Source organism: Tolypothrix sp. PCC 7601 (genome assembly GCF_025677855.1).
Taxonomy (GTDB): domain Bacteria; phylum Cyanobacteriota; class Cyanobacteriia; order Cyanobacteriales; family Nostocaceae; genus Aulosira; species Aulosira diplosiphon.
The window spans coordinates 36,807-57,307 of record NZ_CP064884.1 but is presented as its reverse complement, the minus strand read 5'-3'; the positions used below and the strand labels follow the sequence as shown (position 1 = coordinate 57,307).

22 protein-coding genes and 2 pseudogenes are annotated in these 20,501 nt (G+C 43.8%); 18 read left to right on the top strand and 6 right to left on the bottom strand.

Annotated features, from left to right (window positions below):
• Positions 1–27: 27 nt before the first annotated feature.
• Positions 28–1,167, top strand: a complete 1,140-nt coding sequence (locus HG267_RS39920; protein WP_228045834.1) for an ISH3 family transposase — start codon at positions 28–30, stop codon at positions 1,165–1,167.
• A 78-nt stretch (positions 1,168–1,245) separates the two neighbouring features.
• On the opposite strand, the gene HG267_RS39915 is transcribed toward HG267_RS39920, so the two are convergent.
• Both HG267_RS39915 and HG267_RS39910 read right to left on the bottom strand, forming a co-directional pair.
• Positions 1,246–1,557, bottom strand: coding sequence for a hypothetical protein (locus HG267_RS39915; protein ID WP_045874260.1), 312 nt, complete (start codon positions 1,555–1,557; stop codon positions 1,246–1,248).
• Positions 1,558–1,570: 13 nt separating this feature from the next.
• Positions 1,571–1,954 (bottom strand): hypothetical protein, encoded by a 384-nt coding sequence (locus HG267_RS39910; RefSeq protein ID WP_045874261.1) that lies wholly within the window; start codon positions 1,952–1,954, stop codon positions 1,571–1,573.
• Between the two features lie 216 nt (positions 1,955–2,170).
• On the opposite strand from HG267_RS39910, the gene HG267_RS39905 reads away from it, so the two are divergent.
• The 5 genes from HG267_RS39905 (at position 2,171) to HG267_RS39885 (ending at position 7,410) form a co-directional block, all read left to right on the top strand.
• Positions 2,171–2,404, top strand: a complete 234-nt coding sequence (locus tag HG267_RS39905) for a hypothetical protein (RefSeq protein WP_228045363.1) — start codon at positions 2,171–2,173, stop codon at positions 2,402–2,404.
• A gap of 150 nt (positions 2,405–2,554) precedes the next feature.
• On the top strand, positions 2,555–3,643 hold the full coding sequence (locus HG267_RS39900) for an AAA family ATPase (RefSeq protein ID WP_045874263.1): 1,089 nt from the start codon (positions 2,555–2,557) through the stop codon (positions 3,641–3,643).
• Positions 3,644–3,810: 167 nt separating this feature from the next.
• Positions 3,811–4,497, top strand: a complete 687-nt coding sequence (locus HG267_RS39895; protein WP_045874264.1) for a hypothetical protein — start codon at positions 3,811–3,813, stop codon at positions 4,495–4,497.
• A 3-nt stretch (positions 4,498–4,500) separates the two neighbouring features.
• Positions 4,501–5,106: a hypothetical protein gene (locus tag HG267_RS39890; RefSeq protein ID WP_045874265.1), complete on the top strand. Its 606-nt coding sequence runs from the start codon at positions 4,501–4,503 to the stop codon at positions 5,104–5,106.
• Positions 5,107–5,151: 45 nt separating this feature from the next.
• The gene (locus tag HG267_RS39885; protein WP_045874266.1) at positions 5,152–7,410 is read left to right on the top strand and encodes a vWA domain-containing protein; all 2,259 of its coding nucleotides are present in this window, start codon (positions 5,152–5,154) and stop codon (positions 7,408–7,410) included.
• A gap of 150 nt (positions 7,411–7,560) precedes the next feature.
• Here HG267_RS39885 and HG267_RS39880 read toward each other — a convergent pair whose 3' ends face one another.
• Positions 7,561–7,740 (bottom strand): hypothetical protein, encoded by a 180-nt coding sequence (locus HG267_RS39880; protein ID WP_045874267.1) that lies wholly within the window; start codon positions 7,738–7,740, stop codon positions 7,561–7,563.
• On the bottom strand, positions 7,727–8,341 hold the full coding sequence (locus HG267_RS39875) for a hypothetical protein (RefSeq protein WP_052335427.1): 615 nt from the start codon (positions 8,339–8,341) through the stop codon (positions 7,727–7,729). The genes HG267_RS39880 and HG267_RS39875 overlap by 14 nt, the downstream gene beginning before the upstream one ends.
• A 66-nt stretch (positions 8,342–8,407) precedes the next feature.
• Here HG267_RS39875 and HG267_RS39870 point away from each other — a divergent pair, with 66 nt between their 5' ends.
• From HG267_RS39870 to HG267_RS39815, 12 genes and pseudogenes are all read left to right on the top strand, one after another.
• The gene (locus tag HG267_RS39870) at positions 8,408–9,436 is read left to right on the top strand and encodes a ParM/StbA family protein (protein ID WP_155539640.1); all 1,029 of its coding nucleotides are present in this window, start codon (positions 8,408–8,410) and stop codon (positions 9,434–9,436) included.
• A 1-nt stretch (position 9,437) separates the two neighbouring features.
• Positions 9,438–9,779 (top strand): hypothetical protein, encoded by a 342-nt coding sequence (locus HG267_RS39865; protein ID WP_045874269.1) that lies wholly within the window; start codon positions 9,438–9,440, stop codon positions 9,777–9,779.
• Positions 9,776–10,093, top strand: a complete 318-nt coding sequence (locus HG267_RS39860; RefSeq protein WP_045874270.1) for a hypothetical protein — start codon at positions 9,776–9,778, stop codon at positions 10,091–10,093. The genes HG267_RS39865 and HG267_RS39860 overlap by 4 nt, the downstream gene beginning before the upstream one ends.
• A 138-nt stretch (positions 10,094–10,231) precedes the next feature.
• Positions 10,232–10,540 (top strand): hypothetical protein, encoded by a 309-nt coding sequence (locus HG267_RS39855; RefSeq protein ID WP_235623133.1) that lies wholly within the window; start codon positions 10,232–10,234, stop codon positions 10,538–10,540.
• 76 nt (positions 10,541–10,616) lie between these two features.
• Positions 10,617–11,048 carry a hypothetical protein gene (locus HG267_RS39850; RefSeq protein ID WP_045874272.1) on the top strand — a complete coding sequence of 144 codons (432 nt, stop codon included), beginning with the start codon at positions 10,617–10,619 and terminating at the stop codon, positions 11,046–11,048.
• Between the two features lie 117 nt (positions 11,049–11,165).
• Entirely contained in the window at positions 11,166–11,873 is a 708-nt protein-coding gene (locus tag HG267_RS39845) for a hypothetical protein (RefSeq protein WP_045874273.1), read from the top strand.
• Positions 11,874–11,965: 92 nt separating this feature from the next.
• Entirely contained in the window at positions 11,966–13,978 is a 2,013-nt protein-coding gene (locus tag HG267_RS39840) for a hypothetical protein (protein WP_052335428.1), read from the top strand.
• Positions 13,979–15,027: 1,049 nt separating this feature from the next.
• Positions 15,028–17,421, top strand: coding sequence for a hypothetical protein (locus HG267_RS39835; RefSeq protein ID WP_045874274.1), 2,394 nt, complete (start codon positions 15,028–15,030; stop codon positions 17,419–17,421).
• 97 nt (positions 17,422–17,518) lie between these two features.
• Positions 17,519–17,827, top strand: coding sequence for a DUF1778 domain-containing protein (locus HG267_RS39830; RefSeq protein ID WP_045874275.1), 309 nt, complete (start codon positions 17,519–17,521; stop codon positions 17,825–17,827).
• Positions 17,828–17,830: 3 nt separating this feature from the next.
• A pseudogene (locus HG267_RS39825) lies at positions 17,831–18,130 on the top strand (GNAT family N-acetyltransferase); the annotation flags it as partial.
• A 62-nt stretch (positions 18,131–18,192) separates the two neighbouring features.
• The gene (locus HG267_RS39820; RefSeq protein WP_096621593.1) at positions 18,193–19,503 is read left to right on the top strand and encodes an IS701 family transposase; all 1,311 of its coding nucleotides are present in this window, start codon (positions 18,193–18,195) and stop codon (positions 19,501–19,503) included.
• A gap of 17 nt (positions 19,504–19,520) precedes the next feature.
• Positions 19,521–19,742: pseudogene (locus HG267_RS39815) on the top strand (GNAT family N-acetyltransferase); the annotation flags it as partial.
• 22 nt (positions 19,743–19,764) lie between these two features.
• Here the strand turns inward: HG267_RS39815 and HG267_RS39810 are convergent.
• Together HG267_RS39810 and HG267_RS39805 are read right to left on the bottom strand one after the other, a co-directional pair.
• Positions 19,765–20,094, bottom strand: a complete 330-nt coding sequence (locus HG267_RS39810; RefSeq protein ID WP_045874277.1) for an XRE family transcriptional regulator — start codon at positions 20,092–20,094, stop codon at positions 19,765–19,767.
• The gene (locus HG267_RS39805) at positions 20,091–20,453 is read right to left on the bottom strand and encodes a type II toxin-antitoxin system RelE/ParE family toxin (RefSeq protein ID WP_045874278.1); all 363 of its coding nucleotides are present in this window, start codon (positions 20,451–20,453) and stop codon (positions 20,091–20,093) included. The genes HG267_RS39810 and HG267_RS39805 overlap by 4 nt, the downstream gene beginning before the upstream one ends.
• Positions 20,454–20,501 lie beyond the last annotated feature (48 nt).

The following is a 20,501-nucleotide window of genomic DNA, read 5'->3' as shown; positions in this document are numbered from 1 at the left end:
CAAAATTGAGGATTATTTAGTTTGGCTATGAGTTCAAGAGAGCCAGTTTTAACTGATAGTAAAACCTTAAATGAAGTAGTTAACTGTTTAACAGAACATATTCCAATTCCTACTCAAGGTAAATGTGAACAACAAAATATCTTTGAAATTTTAATTCGAGCAGCCACCCAAAGGGATAGTATTGAAAACACAACCAAAGTCTTAAAAAATGTTCCGACAAGCAACGATATTCGTTACCATTTAGATAAATATTCAGATTTAAAATCTCTAGAATTAGACTTAAATACAGCACTACAAAGCCGTTTACCAGAAGGAATTCGACAGGGGAAGCAAAAAATAGCTATTGATTTTAACTTAATTCCTTATTATGGTGAACCATCACCATCGGAAGCCCCATATATTTATAGAAGTCAAGCTAAAAGTGGCACTTGTTCTTTTTATGCTTACGCTACTGTCTATGTAATTAAGAAAAATAAACGAGTCACCTTAGCTATTAAAGCTATTCAACAACAAAATACTAAGGCAGCGATTATCACTTATCTTTTAGCACTGATTGAACCTTTGAATCTGAAAATAGAACGATTATATTTAGACAGAGAATTCTTCTGTGTACCTGTAATTAGATGGTTACAAGCTTTGGATATCCCATTTGAAATGCCAGTTATTGTTCGAGGCAAACATGGCGGAACTAGACAATTAATTAGAGGGCGGCGTAGTTATAAGACTAGTTATACTTTAAACAGCGATAAATATGGCTCAGTTACTTTTAATGTGTGGATAGTTTGTACATATAAAAATGGTAAAAGACGAGCGCATGGGCGGGAGTTTTTTATTTACGCTGTTTATAAAGTTAAGCTGTCATTACATTCAATACATGATGACTATCGTCTTCGTTTCGGAATTGAAAGTAGCTATCGGATGAAAAATCAATGCCGCATTAAAACAACTATCAAAAATCCAACAATTAGACTTCTGTTTGTAGCTTTGGCGTTTTTAATTATTAACGTTTGGATTTATCTAGTATGGCATTATCTTAGCCGTTTAAAAAGAAGTACTAGACAAGTTTTTTCTCATCTATTTACCCTCAAACAGATGCTTGAATTTTTACGTCAAGCTGTAGACCGCAACTATGGGGTAAAGAGCGAAGTGTGTTTACCATCTGGCTGAATCTTGGTTGATTTTTGGATGCTAATTTATAAAGTAATCTTATCATTGAGCTAAACTCTCAGCTTTTGTATATTTCCCTCAAAAAATGTATCGTAAGCTACCATTTTTTAGCGATCGCAAAACTTTTAGGTCTACTGAAATTTCTTCGATAAAGATTTCTCGCCCAAAGAACACATCCGCATCATTGGGGCCAAAATGAAACAACCCCCGATAAGGGCAGGGGAGATATTCATCAGCATCTGTAGAATCAGACAGGACTAATTTTGCTTCTTCTCGATAATAATAGTTGATTATCTGTACAGGAGCGAAAGTCAAATCACCCCCAACACTAGTATCCTTTAAGAGATTATCCTGTTCTTGAGATGTATGATTTGCAACTAACTCGCCCATAGTACTGATATCCTTAACCTTGCTGAACAGGTGCAAAGTTGACATTTCCACCAACAGTATTTCCACTCATGGTGTTGGTTTGAGTTTGATTGATTATTTGCTGTCCCCCAGGTTGTTCTTTAATTTTTTCGAGTAAATCCTGAGCTAGATTAATGATTTCCTGATCTTGGTCGGCTCCTGATTTGGTAATTTTATCTTTCAACAAACCTTCAGCTTGCTTGATTTCTTCTGGTTTAGCATCTACCATTGCTTGTCCCAGAACATCGCCTTCAAACTTCTTCTTGATCAAGGTTTTCAACCCCAGATAGGCATCTTTCACAGCCGTTCCTGCGGTATCTTTAGCAGCCGCGATCGCACCAGCACCTAAAGCCGCAATAATCATAGAAATAGGTTCCATAAATAATCCTCAATAATTTTTAGCAGCTAAAATAGTCATTTTCGACCTTTTTTTGGCAAGGATTAATAACATAACCATCGGGTAATAATAATTTACGCAAAAAATTTTATATTTATACCTAAAGATAGAGGTACTTTTGTATTAGTTTTAAGCTTATCTCGCAAGGTAATGTATGCTTTTTTAAATTGATTGACGGGCTTTCATAGCTTGTTTTAAATGAAGCACGCGGCAGATAAATCTGGGCATAACGTTATGCCCAAGAAAATGACTGTCGTAGAGCAGGTTCTGGCTTCTTTGGGCAAAATGACTTGGGAATTCCATGTGAAAAATCGGCTACCTTTGCTGAATCTGCCGAAAGAGCTTCTCTTCGCTTTAGAACAAGGTTCAATCGAATATACAAAAGCCAAGGCGATCGCGTGGATTAAGGATGAAAAGGAGCGCTCGCACTGATTCAGTACAGGGAACAGGGAGACAGAGGGATAGTTGGTTTAGTTCTGGGGAAAACTTACTTAGGCGATCGCAGCGCTACATGAGTCTTTGGTTGTCAGGTAGAGTAATAAAGCCAGCAGATAATAAGCCCGGATATTGGGAGACTGTTCGATGACTGGGAATATTGGTGATAAACAACTATCAAGAATAGTTTTAAGAGGTTTCAAGTCTATCGCCCAATGTGACCTTGAACTTGACAAACTTAATGTTTTGATTGGTGCTAATGGAGCGGGAAAATCCAATTTTATCGACTTCTTCCGCATGGTGGGGCAGTTGCTTGAGCAGAACCTGCAAGTTTTTGTCAGTCGCCAGGGTGGCCCTGATGCGCTATTGCATTTTGGGCGCAAAACAACGGAACAACTAAAGTTTCAGTTATACTTCGGCAATAATGGATACTTTGCTACCCTTGAACCAACCCAGGATAACCGCCTGATGTTCGCTTCTGAGTCCTTCTGGTGGAACATGAGTGGTGAACGTGAAATAGGTAAGGGTCATTTTGAGACGTTAGCTTTAAGCGGTACGGGGACAAAAATTGATAGCTATGTCGTGCCTATTATGCAACAGTGGCGCGTGTATCATTTCCATGACACTAGCGATAGTGCTTATGTAAAACAGCCGCATGGTATTAATGACAATATTTATCTGCGTCCTGATGCGCGAAATCTTGCAGCCTTTCTATATTTATTGCGTGACAGCTACCCAGCAAACTATCAGAAAATCGTCAAAACTATCCGGCTTGTTGCTCCGTTCTTTGGGGACTTTTACCTGCGTCCTTCCCCACAAAATAAAGAAGTTATTGAACTGGAATGGTACGAGCGGGGTCAGGATATTCCCTTTAAGGCACATCTACTTTCGGATGGCACGCTGCGTTTTATGTGTCTGGCAACGGTTTTTTTGCAACCGGAAGAGCTTCAGCCGGAGACAATTTTGGTGGATGAGCCGGAACTGGGGCTTCATCCTTATGCCATAACTATTTTGGCATCCTTGATCAAGACTGTTCCTAAACAGGTTATTGTTTCAACCCAGTCTGTGGAACTGCTCAATGAATTTGATGCTGCGGATGTAATTGTTGTTGATCGATTGGGAGGACAATCATCGCTTCGCAGATTGGCTCGGCAGGATTTGTCAGAATGGCTTGAAGATTATAGTTTGGGTGAGTTGTGGAAGAAGAACGTCTTGGGCGGGAGACCTTCACGATGATCCGAGTCAATGTTTTCGTTGAGGGGCAAACCGAGGAAATAACTACAAAATGGAAGTATTAACAAGCTTTAACACACAATCTTCAAAATATTGTCTACTATCGTAGCAATAGCTATAAATTTTCCTTTTAGCTCCCTGTTTATTCTAGGAACTAAGAACTAATACCTATGGAATTATTGGATTTTTACGAAAAAAGACTAAAAGATCTAGAAAGTAATATTGATAGAGACCGGGAACTACTTAAGCAATACGATGATGAATTAGCGTTTGCAAGTGACCCTCGTGCTATGGGTAGGTATGAAAGAGAAATTGAGCGGCAGCGAAAGTCTATTGATCGCTATCAGCAGGAGTATTCTGAGCTAAAGCAGAAGTTAATAGACAAGGAACCTACCCAAGTGCATGATGTGGGCAGGCAATTACAGCAGATGGATGACAAAATAAACGTTTTACTATCAGGGCAAATTGCAATTTATAAAAAACAACTTCAAATATTGGATCGCTATAACGCTTCCGAAAAAACTATTATTGGCTCTATTACCAAAGAACTCAACCAGACGCAATTAGTTCTGACCGAAAACTTACTACAAGCATTGGATAACAACATGGTTTCGGAAGCAGAGATGCAGCAGATGCTGGCAGTTCTGGATGAACGTCTGCCTTCTTTACCACCAAGTCAAGCTGCTATCGCTGAAAAAATTATTAAAGATCCGGAATTGGATGCTAAACACAAATTGAAAATCACATTGCCTATTATTCCTCTGCTTGTGGAATACGAAGGTGAGTTGGAATTAGGAAGCGGGTTCAACATCAAGTCAGCTTGGCAGCAATTAGTAACTAAGCTACGAAGGAGGTAAGGATTGAATCTGCGTCAACATGAAGAAGAAGAACTTGAGAAAGATTATGGCTTGCTCAAGGAGCTAGAAGATGAACTACGTAATGAAGATGAGCTACGCAAGCAGCGCAAATTAGAAAAAGATATTAAAGAAATCAAACAAAGAATTCAGGAGCGAGAGAGAGAAATTAAGGGTGTAAAACCTCAAAATCAGTTGATATTGGAAGGCTATGAATTATTAAAAAACAAAAAATTCGCTCAAGCCGAAGAAAAATTTGATGAAGCTAAGAGACTTGACAGTCAATCACCAGAGTCTTGGTATTGGAAAGCCCGAGTAGCTATAGCTAAAGATAATAAACCAGTTGCGCTTGAGTATATCCGTAAAGCTTTGCAACTGAATGAAGGTCATCTATCTAGTTTGGTGTTGCAGATTAAAATTTTGTTGTTGATGGGTGGTAATTACAGGGGAGAAGCTAAAATCATAGCCAGTCAAATTTATGGTATGTACGATGAACTAAATTGCTGGTTGGACTGTTTGGAGAAAGAAAATTTATTTTCATCAATAGTTTTAACTAGTTATGAATTAGAGAAAAAATGCCCAATTTCCATAGATGATGGGAAAATTGTATAGTTTTAAATATTCAAAAACTTAATCTATATTTGATGGTATTAAATTATGACAAATATTGAACGCATTATTGAACGCATTGAAGAATATATTACGATCCACCCCAATCAAACTATTTGGGAATATATTCAAGAACATCCTGAGGAAACACAGTATTTGCTAGGCAGAAGCTATGAAGAATTGCAGGGATTGATATCAGAAATAATATTACGCGATCAAGATGACTTAACAAATAAAAATAGAATAGTAATGCTCGTTCAACGAGACAAAAAATTAAATGAATTAAAATATGCTGTAGAAGCAGAAATATTGTTATCTCTTTTTGTTGGAGCAAATTTTAGTTTAGAATTTAGAACTCTTGGTTTATTATTTAAAGTTTCTGAATCTACAGCCAGAAGTATTTATGAATACTGGGAACCTGCACTAAATGAAGAAATATTATTACAATTTGTTCCGGGTTTAGATTTTTACATAACAGAAGATTGTTGTAATATTCAAACATATTCACTTGGTAGTGGAAGTGGTCAAATAAAAAATTCATTAAGTGGAAGTGGTCAAATAAAAAATTCATTAATAGGATCTTCTTCTGGCTTTGACTGTGACTTTGACATCCACGTACCAGCATGTTCACCACAATATGAATTATCAGCAGATTCTTACTCAGGAAAATATTATCAGGATGATGCTGGTTATGATTTTCAATTTAATCCAAAAACCCAATCTTTGCCCCATGATGGCTTATTTATAAGAAGAAATAATCAATTTGGAACTAGACTAAATGTTGGGATAAAAGACTTAATAGACCAAGGAGAATTGATTGACCAAAGGAATATTCGCTTCGATGATTTTATCAATAGTGAGCGAGTCCCCTCCCCTGAAGCTGGACAATCTCTAGCAGTTAGCTATGGAATTGCTCCAATTCAGCTGAGCCAAAAGCGTGATGAACGAGCTACACATTATTTAGAAATTGCTTTGAAAACCTCAGATCTTGCTCCATCAGATCATCCTAAAAACAAAGCACCATCGGCTAATTATATTTTTGTTATAGATACGAGTGGCTCGATGTTCGGGGACAAATTGAATGATGTTAAGTCTTCAATCAAAGAATTATTTCAAAGGATGAAAGATGATGATGTGATTGGAATTATTACTTTTGATACACAGCCTAAAACTTTATTAAAAGCAACCCGTATTAGTAAAATTAATTTTGATAATTTTAGTCAAATTATCAGTGGTATGATCGCAGATGGCGGAACAGATATTAACGTAGCATTATCGTTTGGTATAGACGAGATAAATCGTTACGGAAATAATAATACTTTGAATCATATATATTTATTTTCAGATGGAAATCCAATGTCGGGAGAAACCAACTGGATTAAAATTAGACAAAATATAGATTCTAAAATACGCGGAAATAATTCTAAAACACGCGGAAATATCCGCTTATCAACATTTGCATTTGGGTCAGATGCTAATACTAAGGAACTTGATGCCCTAGCAGGCTTAACGGGTGGTAAATCTACTTTTGTAAGGGATATCGATGATATTAAAAACAGCCTTCAAGAGGAATTGCACAGAAGAGAGCATTTAGCAGCTCTTAATGTTCAAATTAAAGTAGATATTGGACGAGATATTGAGATTCTTTACTTGTATGGTCATGATTTAATTACAGAACCTGCAAAAAGGGCTGCTGTAATAGAAGATGCTCAGGAAGCAAAAAAGAATGCAGAAGAAGAGTTTGGGGTTACATCAGAAGCTGATTTAATAACGGAAGAAGAAGGAATCAAAATTTTTGTTCCAGATTTAGCTGTTGGTGAAACATACTGGTTAGTTTTTGAGCTTGGTATACCTGAAGAAAAAAGCCAAATGCCTGTTGGCAAAGCAACAGTGCAATATGTAGATACGTTTGCTCGTAAGAGTCAGAAGCCAGAATTTGCATTAGCGTTTGCAGGCAATTTAGCACCAGATTTAGTTGTTGAACATTCCCTGGCATTATGGACAAGTGAAGTAGCTTTTTATGTACTTGATGACCTTTATGAAAAAGATGTCAAGACGGCCCAAAAACGTATTGAAAAACACGCTTCTTTACTGAGAGTAGCTAGTTCTGACTTAGGATCGGATTATATTGCTGATGATGCTGTTACACTGTGTAAATTTGCGTCACTTTTTGAAAATCTTGGCAGAGTACAGTTAATGTCAGATGTCACTCCTTCCCAACCGTACCAGAATGTCTTGTATTTTGGGCTTAGTGAATTTGGCAGAGTAAGAGGCGGTTTCCGACGTGCGGATTATTACTCTGTATAGTTCTCTACGTATGGAATGTGGGTTTTAATCAAATTCACTCTTTTTTCTGTTCTAGTGGACTGACACAGCTAATTTGGTGCATTAGGAAAAACGAGAAAGCATTGATTTATATCAACTTCATCAAAAATCTATTGCATCATTTTAGGCGTGTCAGTTCACTAGAATAACTAGAACTTTTTTTAATAGGGTTAAAGCCTTCCATGCAGAGTCATGGCGAAGCTGCTCAATGCGATCGCCAACAACAGAAAGGTCAATAGTAGTACGTTTCCGGGAATTGCTCATTTCCTCAATCCCAATCTGACGGTTTTCAAATTTCTTAAGAAGATTCATCTGGCAACTCATCCTCATTGAGGTTGTTGAAAGTACGTTGCCACAATTCACGCTGTTCTAGATCGGTTAGTTCTAGGGCAGAGGCAATTTTAACGAAATCTGCTCTAGTTGGCAGAACTTCACCGTTTGCAAGAGCTTTAAGATTCTTGATGCCGGCAATTTTTAGCTTATTGATATTCCGTTTAACCACAGAATGGATAGTATCGTCATTGCTGACACATAGCGCAGCATCAGGCTTGTCAATTTTTAGACCACGCGCCATCAGTGCTTCAATCAAGAGAATTCGTGCAGCATTGGAAAGAGAGCGCTCCTCAGCATCAGCAACTGCTTCAAGCGCTTCCCGCAAACCTCGAATATCTACATTGAGGCGATCTTTGCCAGATTGGGTCTTTTTGTCGATCATGCCATCCATTTTACGCACATCACCGTAATTACTCTCAATTTTTATCAGTGTGATAAAAATCAAACTGATGTGTGCTAAAGTGATGGACATCAGACCAAAATATCCCACGTCATAGGAAAAACAGACCAGATTGGCGTGACAGAGCTTTTCAGCCAATAAAAGACAGCGCTTTGTAGAAGAAAGCGCAGATATTTCCATAACAGAGAGGTAAAACACATGATATTGATGCAGCCAAAGAAAGCTGCAAACGGACAAACCAGCTCAATGATCTCCACCGGGGTAGATACAGGTGCTGGCTTACTAAAACTCGCCCTCGGCACTGGCACAGCACAACAGCGTGTCCGCACCCCTGCCAAAATCGTCGAAGTCCGCGAGGAACTCCACGACGAACTGACCTCACCCGAAGGCGGACATTTTTTCTATCACGACGGTAGCCGCCAAGATTTGAAAGGCAGACAGTATTTAACAGGAAGCCTTGCCGCCTGGAAAGCCCCCACCTCCCATATCAAACTCAGCGATAACCCAGCGCTCAAAGCCGAATACGTCCTGCACATGATATTGGGTGCTTTAGCAAGCTTACCCCCCCAAGAAAACTGGAATCTGCACTTAGTTCTCAGCAGCCACAACACGCAAGTGTTCCGGGAACTGGTCACCACCAAAACCAGTGGCACCCATACCGTAAGTTTTGGCGGTCGAGACAAACCAAAAACCCAGGTTGTTCTCACAGTCTCCCTTGTAGTGCCTGAAGGAGCTGGCAGCTATGCCTTTTGTGCCGCCTACAAACCAGACCCCCTGATTGACATCTCCGGTCATGTCATCGCCTTGGACTTTGGCACATCCACCGTTATTCCTACAGTGTTTGCTCCCAGTGGCAAGATTATTCACCGCAATGTGCTGGCAGTGGGGGGATGTGTTGATTTGCTAGAGCAGATCGCCGCCGATGTCGAACTGGTGAAAGACCTCGGTACAGGTAAAGCGGGTAACACCGAACTAATCCGCCAAGCGATTGAAAACCACAGTTTGAAGTACGGCACCCGAAACTTCAGTTTTCAGCATCTCTACACCCGTCATCTCAAAACCTGGCTTGATGACCGCATCCGCTTGGCTTTAGCAGAAGTAGAGGAATGGCGGGATGCAGCTCAAAGCCTCGTCGCCTGGGGTGGTGGCGCAGCCTTGCCTTTCGCCCAAGAAAAATTCCAGAAAGCAGGCATTACCCCCATCCCAGAAGCTTGCTGGGCAAATGCTTTGGGCTTACAGCGAATTGCCGAAGGTCGTTACCAGCGAGGTAAATAACATGGCGGAACTAAAACGGGTACGCCTGGAAGAAGATTTACAACAATATCTAGAAACCCAGGCAGAGCGAATTTTAGGAAAAACCCCAGAGACATTGACCCCGATAGATTACTCAACCTTGGTCAACCGTGCCCTTTACGAACACAAACTAGCCCACGGTATTACTCGCAAAATGCCTTTGGGACGGCTAGTGGACTGGCTGCTGAGTTTCTCACCCTCTGCCCGGAACTTTTCCTTCATATCGCAGGGTAGAGCAGGGGAGTCTGTAGCGGCTGCCGCAGAAGCCGATGATTTTAGTTTGGACTACCAATTAGGAGAATTATTTGAACAGGAGGCCGCATGATACCCAACAACAGCAGCAGAGAAAAACCCGCGATCGCACAAACACCGCAACCATCACCTGCAAATGTCTTGGCTCAGATTGCAGACATTCGCCAATCCATCAATGATTTAGCGCAAGACTCAACAGTGCTGGAACTAGTCTGTTCCGGCACATATAACCCCGATTTACGCATAGGCGATGCTATCCAAGCATTGGACGAACTGGCATACGCCCTGAGCGAATTTGAGCAAAGGAAGATAGCACCCCTGCCCAGGCTGGCTACCAAATCAGGGGTACTTGTTTCCTTACAGATTCATCAAGCACGAAAACTATAAGGACATCATTATTATTATGCGACAAAATGTAACTGCCCTAAATCAGGGTCAACAGAATAGTTTGTCCAATCATCGGCAGTTCGCCTACCAGCACCCACAACATATCAAACACCTGCTGGATTTGTTGACCAATCAATTGTGCCAAATTGCAGTAGGGCAAGAGAGGGCAATCTCATGAAACCAATTGGCTACTACACCGCATACACCCCAGGGGACGAAGGATTACTGGCAGAAATGCAAGAAGCGTGGGGAGCGCAGTTCCAAAAACTCAATAACACCGAACGCCTCTGGATGATCGTGAAATTGGCAGAAGATGTCTGCGCTGAACAAGAAGATGACATTAGAGCCAGCGTAGAAGAGGCGATGGTGCGGCTTGATGAACTTTCCACCAGTGACAAGCTGGGCCTCATCGAAGCCTTAGTCAATCAAGCAAAATCTCCTGCATAGCATTCACCGGGACAGCAAGCAATAACTGAAGGCTGGGTCAACATCCAGCCCCTGAACATTCCATTTCTACCAACCCATGACACGCTATCAAATACCAGCCACCTTTGGGCTGTTGGGATTGCTGTGTGTCGCTTCCCCCTTAATCTTCAAACTGCCATCACAGTTCAAGGCGTTTAACGCCAGTTCCCAACTAGAAGCCCAAAACCTCCTAGAGCAAGCACAACTACGCAACAGTGAAGAATTAGAACGCAGCAGAATTGAGCAGCGTAAACAAACCGCCGACAAACTAGCACAAACAGGTGTTCTGCCAAACGGACAGAAGCTGAAGATTCGCGGCTACTATGATACCCCCCGACGCAACCCCAAACCAGATACTACTGGCTGGCTAGCGGATGAGGAAGTGTTTGTCTATGACGCTGCTGGTACATGCATCGGTCAAATCCGCAACCGTCAATGGTTGTGGAAACACTACTACCAGAATGTCTGTAACAACGCCCCTGTCCTCTGAAAGAGCAGGGGGAGCAGAGGGTGCTGGGGAAGCAGGGGGGGAAAGAGAGTTGTTAATTGTTACTTCTTCGCTACCCCAGCCCTTCTTTTTGCTTAAACCTAAACAGAGGTAGCAATTATGACATTGCTTGATAAAGATACTAAGGAAACGACATCCAACCGACAGCAACAAAAGCAAAAATCCGTCATTAACTATGTAGAAATTGTTGCTCAGTGGCTGGTAAATATCATCTCCATCCCCGTCAGCTTTGTTTCCTACATCCTGGCGCAATTCGTTACTCCAGGCTCAAGCGGCTCAAAAATTTTAGGGGCACTGGGATTTTTCACTGGAACCCTGCTTAGTACGGATGGTATCTGGCAGGTAATGTTTCAAGGAACACCTCTACTACCGTGGTTTGAAAGCACCTGGATCGGCTGGCTCGGATGGCTGACCTTACCCTTTAATCCCTTGTTCTGGCTATCAGTGGGCATCAGCGCCCTCGTACAAATTATGGAAGCTAGAACCCTACGCGGCAAGCGTCCTGACCAAGCCAAAGTAGAATTTGAAGCCAGCACCCAGTACAACCTGCCAGCCAAACCCACGGGCAAAATTGATTTATCTCAAGCCCTCTGGGGGGATTATAAACGCGCCGGGATGCGGGAACGACATACCGGAGGAGCGATCGCCCTTTTCTTCTGGGTGTTTGATATTGTGACAACCTTTGCTGGTCGCAACCCCTTCCGTTACACCAATCCTGGGCAGATTATCGCCTGTCTCGCCTATAACATCGCTACCATGTGCGCTGGCGAGGTGGGATACAGCATTTGGAAATTAACCAGCAAGTAAAATTTCGTACCTCAATCATACTCTTTATCGGAGGCGGAGCGTCTCCGGCTCCGCTGAGGTTACAAAGCGTCTACTTGGGGAAGTAAATCACTATGAACTTCTTTGATCGTCAACACCCACCAGAACCCTCAACCCCGATTGCACCCCAATCAGTTAATCCACCTCAACCCTTGCCCACCCTGACCACCAGAGAAACCGCACGGCTCAGGGACAATTACCCCTGCATTGAACATTTAGAAGCTGGAAATGCCGCTTCCTGGCTGGTGGAACGCCAAGACCAGTTACTGTACCGAGGACAGAGGGGACGGGCACAGATGAATGTTGCCAAACTGATTACCCTGGCCGGAACTGCTGTTGGGGCAGTCTGTTACGCCACCAGTCCCTTAGCTCCGATTGGGGCGCTGATTGCTGGCGTAGGCTATGTGTGGTCGGTGGGCCAGGATTTAAACGATTCGCACTGCTTCGCCCCCCTTCCCTTTTTACGCGGCAATTTCTTTGAATTCTTGGCAGCAATGGGGGACAGCGAAGCGCGGATAGACTGGTTTAGCCAAAAAAACGAGCTGGCAGATTTGATGTTCCACCTCGATTTATATGAACGCTACGAGTTTGCCATGCTCCGCGAGTTTAACACCCCTCTCAGTGCCTATCTTGACCAGGTAGAAACGGGGAAACGGTTTTATGCGTATCGCTGGTTACTTGACCGTTACATAGATTACAAAGGGGCATTGCCCGACCAAGCCAGTTTAAATCAACATCTGGCCTCAGTGTCCCTTGACCCACAGCTTAATTACCGCATTGTGCAGGCACTGCAAGCGCAGAGAACCGCACTCCCACAACCCAAAATCATTTCCCTGCCGCCGCCGACAACGGTGTCTCTCCCTGAACCACCAACCGTTAATCTCAAGGACAGCCCTCCTGGTGTAACAGACGGCGCAGCAAGGCGAATAGATACCCCGTTACCTGCCAAGCAATCCACGCCCTCAACCCCTATCAATATCGATTCGCTCCTAGCGTTACCACTCAACCAACGCGCCGAACAGATTATCAAATTGTTACACCAGGCAGGATTCGACCTCGCCAAATGCGTGGACAGACAAATTACCGTTATCTGCGGCAACCAGCGCGGTGGCAAGGGAACCCTGATGGCAATCCTCGCCATCCTTGAGAGCGCCTTATCTCCCGATCTGAAAGTTCACTACTTTAGTGCTGGATGTGACCTCTATCCCTTCCACTGCGATCGCCTAATCTGCGCCTACAGTTTCCCCGAAAAGGACGAACCAGATAAATCCGTCGCGGCGGAACTGTACCGCTACTTGCGGGAGATGGACAAGGCGGCGGTAGGGGCCTACGCCGACCGCATCATTGTCATTGATGAAGCTGTCGCCCTGTCAGACTATCTGGAAGCGGAACAAAAGCAATGGATGATCCGATTTCTGCTGTCCCGCGCCAGTAAGAAAGGCGCACAGATTTTCGTCGTGCTGCACGGTCAAAACCTGACTTCTTGGGTAGGCACAGGCAATACCAGTGGACTGAGCAGCACCTTCAAAGCCGATGTCACCTTTATTGGCTGTGAATCGACTTCCAAAAAAGTTGGCACTCTCCGTTCCATTGCTGTGGCCACCGGAACCTATTTTCTGGCAGACCCGGAAAGCTTCGCAACTCCCTTACCCAGAGGCGAAATCGGCACCATCCCAGCGTGGCTGAAAACCGAAACCAACCCGTTCACGGGACAGCCAGATCCCGCCCGTACCCTGCTGACTTTCTTTCCGGAATTAACCGATGCCAACCACCCCAGCCACCAACCAACACTGCCCCAGGATTCCTTAAACATAGTTGAAAGGCAGGAACTCACAAACGCGATCGCCAAAGTGCAATCGAGTAGGCAAGCGGAACAGTCAACCGAACTGTCCCCCAGCGCTAGAGATGTTCTGGCCTTTTTCGATGCCGTCAAAGCCCAATCCCCCAAAACCTTGCGGGACATGAAAAAAGCCAGTCGCTTGTCCGGTTACACGGACGCGCAGATTTTTCACGCCCTAGCGGAATTAGTGGCAGCCGGAACGCTGATTTTTGATGGGGCAGATAGCTGGTGCAAAGCCGACTGGTAAACCGCCGCACTGCCTTGTTGCCGTAACAGCTAACGAAAACCCTGTTCTCAGCCCACACACGGCAGTAGAGCAGAAACAAGGCAACCCTGACACTGCAAACACGGCAGCCACGGCAGGAGGATACGGCTTGCTTGCGGGGCCACTGCCTTAATTACGGCATTTACGCACACTGTGGTCAAAAACAAGGCAGCCCCCATGAACAAGTTTCACCAGCGTTGCATAAAAGTGTTTTTCTCCCCCAGTTCCCCCAGCCTCCCCAGCTCCCCCTGCTCTCTCAAGGCAGGCCAAGGCAGACCACGGCAAGGGATGACAGGCTGTAGTCGCCACAGAGAAAGCCTATCTCTGACAGCCTCAACCAAAGACACCTGCTATAGTCTGTCCTCAACCGACTCAACCTGAATCAGCTCAGACAGACACCCAAAACCAAGAGGAGAGAAGAGAGATGAAGCGTCAGCAAAAATCTATGGCAGCGAGAACAATGCTAACTCTCTCTATTACCACCCTGGCCTCTATTCGACTAAAAAATCAGAGATCCTTCTCTAGGAGGATTTTTTTGAAGAAAATTTAACAAGGCAAAACTCCCTGATAAAAAAGCTCTGTCAGGGAGTATCCTTATTAAAAGGCAAATAAATTTCATATAGATTTTTGTTTGTCTGATGGGATTTTGCCACGGAAATTGCCCTTTTGGTTTGGCGACTGAAAACAATTCCCGCGTGCTTTCCCGAATCGCAGCAGGCACATACAGCAGGAGAGATTTGTATTCCACACTGAGGGTGCCTTCCTTAGTCCCTGATACACCGCGAGCAGACTATGTTTTATGCTTATCCCCCAGGAAAACTTAAAACGGCATTCTTAATGCCTCGGTTTGACTCTGGTAGATCCTGCTGATAAAACAGCCTGATAACGGCTAACCAAGCTGAAAAGTCCATTCTGCTTTTTAAGCAGGCTGACATTATAGTCAGTCTGGCCTTCCCATTGCCATTAGTTTATCACAACGCTGTTTCCAGTGCTTGCTGCTGGTGAAAAATTTTCATGGGAAATTTTTTGTCATGCAGCCAGAAAAGAAGAAAAAAGGATACAGTACCCTTGAGGGACTGTTGCCAGAAGATATATTGGGTCAAAAATTTCTCCAGTATTTTTACCATCCTTGGGGGTTTATTTACGCACCCGTACCAAGCGAGGGTGAGCGTCCTGCCTGGCAGACAGAAAGCCGCTATCCCATCCAGCCGCGAAACCTCTGGAGTCAGTACTTGAACCCGGATGTGTTGCTGGGCTTGAAGTTTGGTAAATGGACGCGCTATCTCATGCTCGACATTGACCGTAACAGCCAATACCATCCCTATAACAACCCTCAAGCCTATGGCAAAGTGCTGGCCGCACTGGAGAAAATCGGCTTATGCCGTCCTGTGGTAATCCAAAGCAGTGACAGTGGCGGTATTCATATTTATTATTTTTTCGGCTCAGAAATACATTCCTTTTCTCTGGCCTGTGCGGTGTGGCTGGCCCTGAAGGAAGCCAGACTCACGACCAAGGGCGGGCAGTTAGAAATCTTCCCCAATCCCAAACCCTATAGTAAAGACAAGCCCACGAGTTTCAAAGCCCATCGCCTGCCCCTGCAAGCGGGGTCATATATATTAGATGCGGACTGGCAAATCGAAAGTAATGACCTGGCGAAATTCCTACGGGCTGCCAATTGGTCAGCTCAAGGACAAGATGATCAGGGATTACAGCAGGCGATCGCCGCCGCCAGCAAACAGAAAATGTTCTGGTCAGACAACGGCATGAGTAATGCCGTCTTTCTGTGGCAACAAGATCTGCTGGAACGCATCAGGGAAGGCTGGACAGATTTTCACCAAACCAACGACCTGCTGAAGGACATCGCTTGCTATGGTATTGTTTTTGGTAATCTTAGCGGGCTAAAACTGATTGACTACATTGTCACAACCGCCCTGGCTGCTCCCGGCTACCACCAGTATTGCCGCCACCAGCACGAAATTGAACGACGTGCTGCCGAATGGGCAAAGTGCTGTGAAGGATTTTATACACCGTATCCTTCCTACCCCAACCGCTCGGCCAGTTACCGCGAACACTTTGCTGCTAGTTATGGCAATAACAACCTGATTGCTTTCCCGCATCCCAACCAGCAACGCCAACAGGAAACCTTGGAACGAATTACTGCTGTTGTCGCCAACCTCAAAGGGCAAGGGAAATTTCCTGCTACCGCCAGCGAACGTGCCAAAGCAATCATTGCTGCTTCTAAACAGCAATACGGGAAGGGGACGAGCCAAACTACACTCCATAAGCCAGAATACCTGTGGTTGTGGCATCCTTTGCACGAAGGGCAAGAAAACACCCCTACCCCCAAACAGCATGTAAATGCTTCTCCAGAGCCAGTTATAGCCCCCTTACAGCCCGAAAAATACCCAAAATTACCAGATCCGTGGCTAGCTGACGAAAACCTGGAACCCTTGTTACAGCACCAGACTCAGCAGATTTACACACCCCCCCCTATAATGAAGGTTTTTTATCTACCTTCGGCTGATGCGAGCGACGGCGTTAGCCGTCAGCCCGCCATCAGCTCTCAACGTGAGATTCTAAATACATCTGAAAATCGGGCCTGTGAGAATCAGTCACCTGAAAACCAAGAATCTAATTCTCATAATCCCCAATTTGTTCAAGATGAGATTTTACTTGAAACTGTAAATCCACAATCTGAAAATCAACGATTTAAAAATCCAGAATTTAATTCTCACAATCAACAATCCGATTGTGATTCTTCAGTGATTCATAAGCAAAGCCAATGTCTTTCAAATTCCGGCGACTGTCAAAAGTTTGATAAATCAGACTTATCAATCATTGAAACAATCGGGATACCCATCCACAGCCCAAATATCACAGAACCTGTCAGCTCGGCTGATAGCGACATTGTTATCAACCTCCAGTCAGCACCTGTGTCTGTACCAGCTTCTATACCAACTTCTCCACCAGTTTCTATACCCTTTTCTATACCCGTCTCTATACACCCAGGTGTCAGCAATGCAGGCTCATCAGCACCTGATACCTCTATCACTTCTCACGCAGCTGCTTCTCTCCCTGATGTTTCTTCTCCAGAGGAACCGGAATCATCAACAGGTACAGCTGACGGTATTGATAGCAATTCTGCTATCAATACCGTCAGCTGTACCCCAGAGCAGCATCGAGAGGCAGCCCGCCTGAAACTCCAGACGATCGCCCAAGCGAAACACTGGGTTAAAACATACTGTATGGCAGAAGACCTGCACTTGCCCCCGGTGCTTCGTCAAAAAATGGAGCAGCTTGCCCAACGGCTGCTAATGCGGGAGTCCAGTTCCCCGATTCTCCGGCATGAGGCCGAGCAGTGGCTAGCTGAAAATCCGCCCAGTGAGGAACTGCTAGCGCATTTGCAAAATCAAACCCGCTTTTAATCTCTCTGGCTAAACCCTGCGAACGCCAATTTTGTATTGGCATTGTATATACAAAAATTGTATACTCATTGTGTGGACAAAGAAAAACAAGCGATTTATGCAGCCCCAAACAGGATCGTCCAACCATCAAAACCGTGATGTCACTATCAACATCAGGGCACACCAGGGACAACGGGATTTAATTGACCGAGCAGCAGAAGCCCTGGGCAAGAACCGTTCCGATTTCATGCTGGAGACCGCCTGTCGAGAAGCAGAAGCAGTTTTGCTAGATCGGCGGCTGTTTATGCTGGATGATGAAAAGTTTCAGCAATTTGTCGAATTACTGGATCAGCCACCTGCCACCAATGCCAACCTCCGGAAGTTGCTCACCAAGAAAGCACCTTGGGAACAGGGCGTGGGGGAGTAGGGCGTGACAGGCTCTCAAGAACAACAAATTCAGGCTCCAGAACCTCTCAATGCCGAGCATCAATTAGAAAACTTTGATTCCGGTAATGCCGAACTGGATGAGTGGTTAAAAAAACGTGCTTTGAAAAACGAAGCTAGCGGAGCTTCCAGAACTTACGTGGTAACGGTGGGTCAGAAAGCGATCGCCTATTATTGTTTAGCAAATGGCAGTGTCATCAATACCACCGCTCCTGGTAAAGTCCGGCGCAATATGCCAGACCCGATTCCCGTGATGGTCATTGGTCGGCTGGCGGTAGATATTAACCCTGTTTTGTCACTCTGGCAGTAGTATAATAAGGTAAAAATGCTAGAACCAAGACACAGAGCATGGTACAGCCCCGTCCAGCCGCACCAACAGTCAAATTTGTGGACGAATATTGCCAGTGGTATAAAAGTCTGTTTCCAGATGTTAGGAGTTTCGAGGCTTTTAAATATCTCCATGTAGGCTGCATTTCTGATCTAAAACGTAAAACATTGCCAGAAATAGCAAAAATCGTAGGATTAGATAACCAGCAAGGGTTGCATCATTTTCTAACTACATCACCTTGGGATATAGAAAAGTTAAGAACCTTAAGGTTAGAGTTAATTTTACAAGTGCTAAAAGGTAGACCAATCATTTTAATTATTGATGAGACAGGGGATAAAAAGAAAGGGAGCAAGACAGATTATGTGAAACGGCAGTATATAGGAAATTTGGGAAAAACAGATAATGGAATTGTGGCAGTGACAGTATATGGTGTTTTCTGTGGGATGACATTTCCATTACTGTTTGAAGTGTATAAACCCAGGGAAAGATTACAGGCAGGAGATAAGTACCGCACTAAACCAGAAATAGCAGCAATACTGATAAAAAAGCTACAATCAATGGGTTTTAAATTCAACTTAGTACTTGCAGATAGCTTATATGGAGAGAGTGGTAAGAATTTCATATCTGTATTAGATGAACTAAACTTGAACTATATAGTAGCGATTCGGTCAAATCATTATGTAGAAATACTTCCACGACAACATATTCAATATTTAAAGTGGCAGAAGTTTCAAAGGGTATTCTCTGACTTGAGTCGGGAAAATCGATTTATTAGAGAAATTATTCCGGGAAAACGTGGAGAACTTAGATATTGGCAAATTACTACAGATCCAGAAAATTTGCCTGATAACACTACTTGGTATGTGATGAGTAAATATCCAGACATTACGCCAAGAGAAGTTGGAAATTTTTACGGTTTAAGAACTTGGGTCGAGTACGGGTTAAAACAAAGTAAGAATGAATTAGGTTGGTCAGATTTTCGCCTGACTCACTACCCAGATATTGAGCGATGGTGGGAAATTATTTGCAGTGCTTATTTAATGGTTAGTCTGCATTCGGAGCAACTGTTTCAGTCTCCATCACAACGAGAGTCAAAATTTGTTTCACATCCTTGGTGGGATAATGGAAATGGCTGGAAGAACATTCTTAACAATCTTCGTTTGATTATTCAACCTTTTACTTTATTTAATCTGATATATCCCTGGTTAACGGTTTTTCCTATTCCTCAATTAGCTTTGGGTTTTTTTAAACTTCAATCTATTATTTATAGCCTCACCAGTTCAATTTTTATATCCCTGATTCACCCTGATTTCTACTTTTCCTCTGCCTAGAGTGACAAAAGAGGGTTAATTGGCAAGGGCAAGGTCTTGGGTATGCTCTAGTGCGTGATGCAGTGCTTCGTACCCTCCAGGCAGCAAAGATTGCCGGAATCAGGGCGATTCTTGTTCATGCCATTTCTGTTGAAGCGAAGCAGTTCTATGAGAAATGCGGTTTTATCCCCTCACCTGTTGCGCCGATGACCCTCATGGTAACGATCGCAGATGCGCTACAAGCGTTTGGAGTTGGGTAGCTTGGATCATCTTGTTCGTAACCTAACTGTCTACAAGGTCACTTAGCATGTTGAGGCGAACAGGTGGCTTATTTGGAAGCTCAACGGTAATAATGAGACTGCCGCCCATCGCAGCAATGTAGTTTTGGAGAGTTGAAAGTAACATATCCGATTCTCTTTCTAGACGTGAAACGTTCGACTGTGGCATTTCCAAGTTTCTGGAAATTTCCGCCTGTGTCAATCCTGCGGCTTTTCGTAGCTCCTGCAAGGTGAGATATTCCATTTCTAATTCTTCCGCCCGCGCCTGTATGCGCTCCTTGCGGTCGTCCGGCAAATTATCCCATATACTTTGTAAGATTTTCCCTTTGGTCATTGCTCTTCCTCCTGTAACTGGTTCAAATGATTGTCAAAGCGTTTATCGGCCTTTTTGATCAGTTGCTTATAAAATCGTTTTTCACTCGTCCCAGATTTATCGCCAGCGACCAGCACAATGGCTTGACGCTGCGGATCGAAGGCAAAGGCCGCTCGCCACACACCGTTATCTGCTGTAAATCGCAGCTCTTTCATATTTGCGTGTTTAGAACCGTTAAGTGTGTCCACATGCGGTCTGCCCAGCAGCGGGCCGTACTTTTCCAGCAAGGCGATTTCGGCTAACAAAGCATCCTGCACCGCTTCAGAGAACTCCAAGAACTCCTGTGCAAATAAAGGATGCAATTCAACATTCCAGCACATTCTTATAACTTATCATATATGATATATATCTTCAATGATATTATGGTT